This window comes from Novosphingobium sp. (genome assembly GCF_019748365.1).
In the GTDB taxonomy this organism is placed as follows: domain Bacteria; phylum Pseudomonadota; class Alphaproteobacteria; order Sphingomonadales; family Sphingomonadaceae; genus Novosphingobium.
The window spans coordinates 116440-125072 of record NZ_JAIEPN010000035.1 but is presented as its reverse complement, the minus strand read 5'-3'; the positions used below and the strand labels follow the sequence as shown (position 1 = coordinate 125072).

The following is an 8633-nucleotide window of genomic DNA, read 5'->3' as shown; positions in this document are numbered from 1 at the left end:
CATGGGGCTTTTTATTCAACCCAACTGGCCCCTTTTTAAACCGGTGCCTGGCCCGTTTTTATCCCGGTGTTGACACCACCTGATTTGGGAAAATGGTCGCATACAGCCCCGCACGCGACAATACGTCTCGCACCGAATACTGCAGCCATATTGCTTGCATCGGTCACTGGTTGAAAGCGCCAGAGAAAACTTTTTTCGGCAGTGAATCTCGCCGGTCACACCCACCAGATATGGCGCCCGGCGGATCGGGGAGACTCCACATCTAGACACGGACTCGTTCCGTTCTCACCATTCGATGAGCGGCGACTCGCCAGATTCCGGCGAGTCGTGGCTTGACGGCGAGTCGCGGATGATTCACCTGTCGAGCTGCATCAGCAGGGGACAAGGCGGCAATGGTGGCTCTGGCAAAGGAACGTCAGGCAAAGACGGCAGCGCGCGCGCTGCGCAGTTCGGCAGCGGCGGCGGTGAGCAAGCTTGCGCTTCCACTGGGGCAGATCCTGCGCGGCGACTGCATCGAGCGCATGCGCGAACTGCCCACGGCCTCGATCGATCTCATCTTCGCCGACCCGCCCTACAACCTGCAGTTGGGCGGCGATCTTGCGCGGCCCGATGGCAGCCACGTCGATGCCGTCACCGATGATTGGGACAAGTTCGACAGCTTCGAACGCTATGACACGTTCACCCGCGAATGGCTGACCGAAGCGCGCCGGGTGCTCAAGCCCGATGGCGCGATCTGGGTGATCGGTTCGTACCACAATATCTTCCGCGTCGGCGCGCTGCTGCAGGATCTCGGCTTCTGGATCCTCAACGATATCGTCTGGCGCAAGGCCAATCCGATGCCCAATTTCAAGGGCACCCGCTTCACCAACGCCCATGAAACGCTGATCTGGGCCTCGCGCAGCGAAAAGGCCAAGTACACTTTCAACTACCGCGCGATGAAGACCCTCAATGACGAGCTCCAGATGCGCTCGGACTGGGTACTGCCCATCTGCGGCGGGCCTGAGCGCATCCGGAAAGGCGGCGTGAAGGCGCACCCGACGCAGAAGCCCGAGGCGCTGCTCTACCGGGTGATGCTCGCGACGACCAACCCCGGCGATGTCGTGCTTGATCCTTTCTTCGGCACGGGCACCACCGGCGCTGTGGCCCGCCGCCTTGGCCGCGAATGGATCGGCTGCGAGCGCGAGGAAGACTACATCGCGGTGGCCGAGGAGCGCATTGCCGCCGCGCTTCCGCTCGATGAAAGTGCGCTGACCACGATGATGAGCAAGCGCAGCGCCCCGCGCGTCGCGTTCGGTCAGCTCATCGAAAGCGGCATGATTGCACCTGGCGCGCAGCTGTTCGATCGCAAGCGCCGCTGGACGGCGAGCGTGCGCGCCGATGGCTCTATCCTGTCGGGCGCATCATCGGGGTCGATCCACGGTGTCGGCTCGGCGGTACAGGGCGCGCCAGCCTGCAATGGCTGGACGTTCTGGCACATCGAGCATGAGGGCGAGGTCAAGCCGCTCGATGCGCTGCGCCAGCTCTATCTGCTTGCGGTCGAAGACTGACATGTTGCCCCTGCTCGGACTCATGCCGGACCCGCTGGTCCTGCGCTGCCATGCGCGCTGGACCAAAGCGATGCTCCTGCGCGCCATGCGCCTCGCCGCGCGCCGCCGCGTCCGTTAAGGGACAGGCATGGCCCAAAAGCTCTATATCCGCCCGATTGGCCTCGCAGATAGCCCGCAGAGTGAGGAAGGCAGCACGATCCGTCTGGCAGGAGGGCTTGTCTATGCTTCGCGCTTCGCGCTGATCGTGCGGGAAGGCACGCAGATTATCTCCCGTCGCCGGTTTGGTGCGGACGAGGCGAACACTGTGTTCGGTGCGCTTCCCGATCCGCTGGCCGCAGAGGCCGCAGTGCAGTGGACCAATCTCAAGGCCCAGCACGGACCACTGAGCTGCGGCGCGCGCACCTTGCGGCTCGATCAGCCGCAAGTCATGGGCATTCTCAATGTCACGCCCGACAGTTTTTCCGATGGCGGCAAGTTCCTCGACAAGCCCGAAGCGGCGCTGGAACACGCCGCGGCCATGCTGGAAGCGGGGGCAGCGATCATCGACGTCGGCGGTGAATCCACCCGCCCCGGAGCCCCCGCCGTGTGGGAAGGCGACGAGGTCAAGCGCGTCGTCCCGGTGATCGCGAAGCTCGCAGCCAGCGGCGCTGCGATCTCGATCGACAGCCGCCGTTCGACCGTGATCACCGAGGCACTCGCGGCCGGCGCGCACATCGTCAACGATGTCTCGGCGCTGCGCCATGATCCGCGTTCTGTGGAAGTCGTCGCGGCCAGCGGCGTGCCAGTTGTCCTCATGCATGCACCCGGCGGCGAGAAGGACCTTCACGCCGATGGGCACTATGCCGATGTGGTGCTCGATGTCTTCGATGCCCTGCGCGAGAGGCGCGATGCAGCCTTGGCTGGCGGGATTGCGCGCGACAAGATCCTGCTCGATCCCGGCATCGGCTTTGGCAAGTCGCTTGCCGAGAACCTGGCGCTCATCAACGCGCTCCCGCTCTTCCATGCGCTCGGCCAGCCGCTGCTGCTGGGGGCGAGCCGCAAGCGCATGATCGGCGCGCTCTCGGGCGAAGCACCCGCGCACCAGCGGCTCGGCGGTTCGCTTCTGCTGGCCGCCAAAGGATTCGAAGCCGGTGCGCAGATGGTCCGCGTCCACGATGTCACCGAGACGGTGCAGGCCCTGCGTGTCTGGCGGGGCCTGCGGGATGCCGCGCTGACGGACTTCAGCCAGCTCGGCGTTTGACCGGCAGCGGCGCCGCGCCGAGCGCCTCGTTGTGCTGGCCGATGTGCGGGGCAGGCTGCACTTCGAAGTTCCCCACCGAAAACGTCACGGGGCTGCGCATCTTGAGGTATTCGCCCTCGGTCGGGTGGGTGCGCTGCTGGAAGAAGTGGACCGCCTTGAGGTGCGGATCTTCGGTGATGTCATCGAGATCGCGCACCGGCATGCAGGGAATCTGGTGCTCGGCCATCTTCGCGGCCCATTCGGCCATGGTGAGCCTTGGCGTGCGCTTGGCCATCTCCTCGTAGAATTCGCTGATGTTGCGCATGCGCGAGGGGTAGTCGATGAAGCGCGGGTCATCGGCAAGTTCGGGCGCTTCGAGCAGTGCGATCACCGTGTCGATGGCATCGGGCGTATAGGGCACAATCACCACGTAGCCGTCCTTGGCGGGGAAGGGCTGGCGGAAGGGATCGAGCTGGCGCGGATAGCCGGCGGGTTCCTTGGTCGGCACCAGCGTCAGTCCGTAGAGATGTTCCTGCATCATGAAGTGCGTGAAGCTCTCGAACATCGGCACTTCCACGAACTGCCCCTCGCCGAAGCGCAGTTTGTGGATGACCGCCGCCATCACGGCATAGGCCCCGTGCAGTCCTGATACCTTGTCGGCGATCAGGGAGGGCAGGAAGCGTGGCACCGGATTGCCATCGACCCGCCCGAGCAGGTTGGTCGTGCCGGTCGCGGCCTGGATCACATCGTCATAGGCTTGCAGATCGCCATAGGGCCCGCCCGAGCCGAAGCCGGTGCAGTGGACGTAAATGATGTCCGGCTTGATCGCCTTGACCGCTTCATAGCCGAACCCCAGCCGCTCGATGGCCTTGCCGCGCACATTGTGGATGAAGACGTCCGCCTCGGCGAGCTGCGCCGCCAGCACGGCCTTGCCTTCCTCGCCCTTGAGATCGAGCGCGAGGCTGCGCTTGCCCTTGTTGAGATTGAGCGTGCAGGGGCCCATGCCCGGCGTTGCACCCGGCTTTCCGGCGTGGCGGAAGATATCGCCGCCCGGCACTTCCACCTTGATCACGTCCGCGCCCAGATCGGCCAGCGTTTCCGTGGCGTAGGGCCCGAAGACCACGCTGGTCAGATCAACGATGCGAATGCCTTCCAGCAGCTTCTGCCCGGCCATCAAGTGCTCTCCTCCCGTCAGGCCGCGGCCTGCAGCGCCAAGGCTTACCAGCCCGGTGCGGCAGAGCAACGCTGCCATTATCGAGAGTGTGCTTCAGGCGACGTTGTCGATTCCGAGCTCCGAAAGCTTGCGATAGAGCGTCGAACGCCCGATCCCCAGCCGCCGCGCAACTTCGGTCATGCGACCGCGATAGTGGCCGATGGCAAGGCGGATGACGTCCGCTTCGATTTCTTCGAGCGGGCGCAAGTTGCCGTCTGGCGCATAGAGCATCACGCCCGCGCCCTCGCTCTGCGTGTGCGACGTGCGCGGCGTTTCGCCGATCAAGTTCGAAAGGTTCGGGAAATCCTGCGCGGTGAGGGCCTCGCCATCGCAGAACACGGCCGCGCGGAACAGCGTTGCCTGAAGCTGGCGGACGTTGCCCGGCCAGTCATAGGCCGCGAGCAGCGCCAGCGCGCCATCGGTGATGCCGAGCGGCCTCAGGCCGGGTTGCTCGCCGATGCGCGTCAGGAAATGGCGGGCGAGGGCGGGGATGTCACCCGCGCGCTCGCGCAGGGCAGGCAGATGAACGTGAATCCCGCTCAGCGCTTCGAGCAGGCCGGGATCGAACAGCTGCACGTCGACCAGATCGTCGAGCGCGGCATTGCTGCACACGATGACCCGCACGTCGAGCCTGAAGCTGTGACGCGCGCCGATGGGCTGGATATCACCGCGCTGGAGAAACTGGGTGAGGCGGGCCTGCGCCGAAAGACAGAGGCGATCGATCTCGTCGATCACCAGCGTGCCGCCGTCCGCATGCTGCAGCGCGCCGACATGACGTTCGAACGCGCCGGGGAAAGCGCCCTTCTCGTGGCCGAACAGCACTGATTCGATCTGATTGGCGGGGATTCCGCCGGCGTTGACGATCCGCAAGGGCGCCTTGGCGCGCGGGCTGGCCGCGTGCATCGCGCGGACCAGCATTTCCTTGCCGGTGCCGCTCTCGCCCTCGATCAGCACGGTGTTCTGTGTGCGCGCGGCCTTGGCGGCAACGGCAAGCGCAGCGCGGAAGCTGGGGGCGGCCCCGATCATCGAATCGAAATCGAGCGTGCCGGTGAACTTCTCGGTGAGCGGTTGCAGCTCCTCTGGCGATTCCTCGCGCCGGGTCGCGGTGCGCAGTGCCTGGAGCAGCCGATCGGGCGCAACCGGCTTGATCAGGTAGTCCGAAGCACCCGCGCGCATCGCTTCCACGGCGAGCAGCGGCGAGGCGCTGGTGGTGATCATGAGAATGGGGAGGGCGGGCCGGCGTGCCTTGAGCTCGGCGATCAGCGCGCAGGCACTGTCACCCGGAACCCATTGATCCAGAATGATTGCATCGAGCTGCATACCCTGGCGCGTGCCGAGCGTGGCAATTGCCGTCTCGGAATCGCGCGCGATGATCGTGCGCCAACCCTCGCGCGCAGCCAGCGCCGAGATCAGGCGGCACTGCGCTGGTTCGTCGTCGATAAGCATGAGCAGACGATCAGTTGGCTCTGCCATGGCTTCCCCGGTCCTTTTGCATAGTGCCGGGGTCTAGCCCATTTGGGTAAAGACCAGATTAAGTGCGAAACCACCGGTTCCGCTTGAGCCGGGGTTGAGCCGCCGCTAGAGGATGCGGTCAATCGGACGTTTATAACGCAATCAGGAAGGGTTTGTCATGGGCGCCACCAACAATGCCGGGAACAACATGAAGGCGGCGACGGCCACGTACGAGGGCTTCGTCGGCATGATCAAGATTGCCACGCCGGTAATCGCTGTGATCGTGCTCTTCGTCATGTACCTGATCGCCTGAGCGCGCGGATGGGGGCGGCAACAACGATCGCTGTCCTGCGCGAGCGGGCCAGCGGTGAGAACCGGGTGTCGGCGACGCCAGAGACGGTGAAGAAGTTCATCGGTCTTGGCGCTGCTGTGCGTGTGGAAGCAGGGGCCGGCACGACCGCCTCGATCAGTGACGAGGCCTATGCGGCGGCCGGCGCGGAAATCGTGGCGAGTGGCGCCGCCGCTGGCGCGGATATCGTGCTGGGTGTGCAGGGGCCGGAAGTCGATCTGCTCGGCGGGGCCAATCCCGGGGCGTGGATCGTTGCCGGTCTGGATCCTTTCGGCAAGCGCGAGCGCGTCGATGCCTATGCGGCGGGCGGGTTCGAGGCGCTGGCGATGGAGTTCATGCCGCGCATCACGCGCGCGCAGTCGATGGATATCCTCTCCTCGCAGTCGAACCTCGCCGGTTACAAGGCCGTCATCGTCGCGGCGGACCTTTATGGCCGCGCCTTCCCGATGATGATGACCGCGGCCGGCACTGTCAGCGCCGCCAAGGTCTTCGTCATGGGTGTCGGCGTTGCCGGCCTTCAGGCGATCGCCACCGCGCGCCGCCTTGGTGGGCAGGTCTCGGCAACCGACGTGCGTTCGGCGACCAAGGAGCAGATCCAGTCGCTCGGTGCCAAGCCGATCTTCGTCGAGAACGTCGCGGGGATCGAGGGCGAAGGCGCGGGTGGTTATGCCACCGAGATGAGCCCGGAATATCAGGCGGCGCAGGCCGAGCTGGTCTCCAGCCATATCGCCAAGCAGGACATCGTGATCACCACCGCGCTGATCCCGGGCCGGCCCGCGCCGCGCCTGATCACCGATGCCCAGATCGCGACGATGAAGCCCGGCTCGGTGATCTTCGACCTCGCGGTCGCATCGGGCGGCAATGTCGAAGGCTCGGTTGCCGATCAGGTCGTCGAGAAGCACGGCGTCAAGATCGTCGGCTATTCCAACACCGCGACGCATCTTGCGGCAGACGCCTCGGCACTGTTTTCGCGCAACCTGTTCAATTTCCTGTCCGCCTTCTGGGACAAGGAGCAGGGCAAGCCCGTGCTCGACGAGGAAATCGGCAATGCCATCCGCCTGACGCAAGGCGGCAAGGTCGTCAACGAACGACTGCTCGGGTGAGGGGGCTTTAGAACATGGACTTCATTTCAATCCTGAGCATCTTCGTGATGGCCTGCTTCGTGGGCTATTACGTGGTGTGGTCGGTCACTCCGGCGCTGCATACGCCGCTGATGGCGGTCACCAACGCGATTTCCTCGGTCATCGTCGTCGGCGCGCTTGTCGCCGGTGCGGCTGAAGGTTCGGTCATTTCGAAGTGGCTGGGCCTTGGCGCGGTGGTGCTGGCCTCGGTCAACATCTTCGGCGGCTTTGCCGTTACCGAGCGCATGCTCGCGATGTACAAGAAGAAGGAGAAGAAGTGATGGAGCACATCACCACTCCTCCATGGGCCATGCTCGCCTATCTGGCGGCCGGCGTCCTCTTCATCATGGCACTGCGCGGGCTTTCGAGCCCGGCAACCTCGCGCGCGGGCAACCGGTACGGCATCGTCGGCATGACCATCGCGATGGTCACCACGCTGGCGACGCACGGCCTTGCCAGCCTGCCTGAAATTGCGGGCGCGATTGCGGTTGGCGGCGGCCTCGGCTTCGTCACCGCTCGCAAGATCAAGATGACCGACATGCCGCAGCTCGTGGCGGCCTTCCACTCGCTGGTCGGTCTCGCCGCGGTGCTCGTCGGCCTTGCTGCCTACCTCAACCCGATCGCGTTCGGCATTGCCGGGCCAGACGGGGTGATCGAGGTGCAGAGCCGGATCGAGATGGGCCTCGGCATCGCCATCGGTGCGATCACCTTCTCGGGCTCGGTCATCGCGTTCCTCAAGCTCAACGGCAACATGAGCGGTGCGCCGATCATGCTGCCCGGCCGCCATGCGATCAACCTCGGCACGCTCCTCGCGATCCTTGGCCTCGTGGGCTACTTCACGCAGGATCAGGCGCCCTGGGTGATCGCGGTGATCACGGCGCTGAGCTTTGCCATCGGCTTCCTGCTGATCATCCCGATCGGCGGCGCGGACATGCCGGTGGTCGTCTCGATGCTCAATTCGTACTCGGGCTGGGCCGCCGCAGCGATGGGCTTCACGCTCCACAATACCGCGATGATCATCACCGGCGCGCTCGTGGGCTCGTCGGGTGCGATCCTTTCTTACATCATGTGCAAGGCGATGAACCGCAGCTTCATCTCGGTGATCGCGGGCGGCTTCGGCGCGGCACCGGAAGCGGGCGGCGGCGGCGCGGCCAAGGTGCAGCGTCCGTGGAAGCGCGGCTCGGCCGAAGACGCGGCGTTCCTGATGAAGGAAGCCGAGAACGTCATCATCATCCCGGGCTACGGCATGGCGGTGGCGCAGGCCCAGCACGTGCTCCGCGAGATGGGCGACCTGCTCAAGAAGGAAGGCGTCAACGTCAAGTACGCCATCCACCCGGTTGCGGGCCGTATGCCCGGCCACATGAACGTGCTGCTCGCCGAAGCGAACGTGCCCTACGATGAAGTCTTCGAGCTGGAAGACATCAACGGCGAGTTCGCGCAGGCTGACGTCGCGTTCATCATCGGCGCCAACGACGTGGTCAATCCGGCGGCGAAGACCGACAAGTCCTCGCCGATCTACGGCATGCCCGTGTTCGACGTCGACAAGGCCAAGACGGTCATGTTCATCAAGCGCTCGATGGGCGGTGTCGGCTATGCCGGTGTCGATAACGACGTGTTCTACATGGACCAGACCATGATGCTCCTCGCCGACGCCAAGAAGATGGTCGAGGACATCAACAAGGCGCTTGCCCATTGATGCACCAGCGCTGATTGATGACGCCCGGGGAACAGG

At 64.8% G+C, this 8633-nt stretch carries 8 protein-coding genes; 6 read left to right on the top strand and 2 right to left on the bottom strand.

What is annotated here, in order from left to right:
- Positions 1-392: 392 nt before the first annotated feature.
- Both K5Q19_RS05415 and folP read left to right on the top strand, forming a co-directional pair.
- Positions 393-1547 (top strand): site-specific DNA-methyltransferase, encoded by a 1155-nt coding sequence (locus tag K5Q19_RS05415; RefSeq protein WP_292941988.1) that lies wholly within the window; start codon positions 393-395, stop codon positions 1545-1547.
- 127 nt (positions 1548-1674) lie between these two features.
- Complete coding sequence (gene folP / locus K5Q19_RS05410) at positions 1675-2787, top strand: dihydropteroate synthase (RefSeq protein ID WP_292941986.1); 1113 nt, start codon at positions 1675-1677, stop codon at positions 2785-2787.
- On the opposite strand, the gene K5Q19_RS05405 is transcribed toward folP, so the two are convergent.
- Positions 2768-4018 (bottom strand): CoA transferase, encoded by a 1251-nt coding sequence (locus K5Q19_RS05405; protein WP_292941984.1) that lies wholly within the window; start codon positions 4016-4018, stop codon positions 2768-2770. The genes folP and K5Q19_RS05405 overlap by 20 nt on opposite strands.
- Before the next feature lie 15 nt (positions 4019-4033).
- Complete coding sequence (locus K5Q19_RS05400; RefSeq protein ID WP_292941982.1) at positions 4034-5452, bottom strand: sigma-54 dependent transcriptional regulator; 1419 nt, start codon at positions 5450-5452, stop codon at positions 4034-4036.
- 157 nt (positions 5453-5609) lie between these two features.
- Here K5Q19_RS05400 and K5Q19_RS05395 point away from each other — a divergent pair, with 157 nt between their 5' ends.
- From K5Q19_RS05395 to K5Q19_RS05380, 4 genes are read left to right on the top strand one after another with little or no spacing between them, the layout of a single operon-like run.
- Complete coding sequence (locus K5Q19_RS05395) at positions 5610-5744, top strand: aa3-type cytochrome c oxidase subunit IV (protein WP_292941980.1); 135 nt, start codon at positions 5610-5612, stop codon at positions 5742-5744.
- A gap of 8 nt (positions 5745-5752) precedes the next feature.
- Entirely contained in the window at positions 5753-6883 is a 1131-nt protein-coding gene (locus K5Q19_RS05390; RefSeq protein ID WP_292941978.1) for an NAD(P) transhydrogenase subunit alpha, read from the top strand.
- Positions 6884-6897: 14 nt separating this feature from the next.
- On the top strand, positions 6898-7182 hold the full coding sequence (locus K5Q19_RS05385; RefSeq protein ID WP_292941976.1) for an NAD(P) transhydrogenase subunit alpha: 285 nt from the start codon (positions 6898-6900) through the stop codon (positions 7180-7182).
- Positions 7182-8597 carry an NAD(P)(+) transhydrogenase (Re/Si-specific) subunit beta gene (locus tag K5Q19_RS05380; RefSeq protein WP_292941974.1) on the top strand — a complete coding sequence of 472 codons (1416 nt, stop codon included), beginning with the start codon at positions 7182-7184 and terminating at the stop codon, positions 8595-8597. The genes K5Q19_RS05385 and K5Q19_RS05380 overlap by 1 nt, the downstream gene beginning before the upstream one ends.
- Positions 8598-8633: the final 36 nt, after the last annotated feature.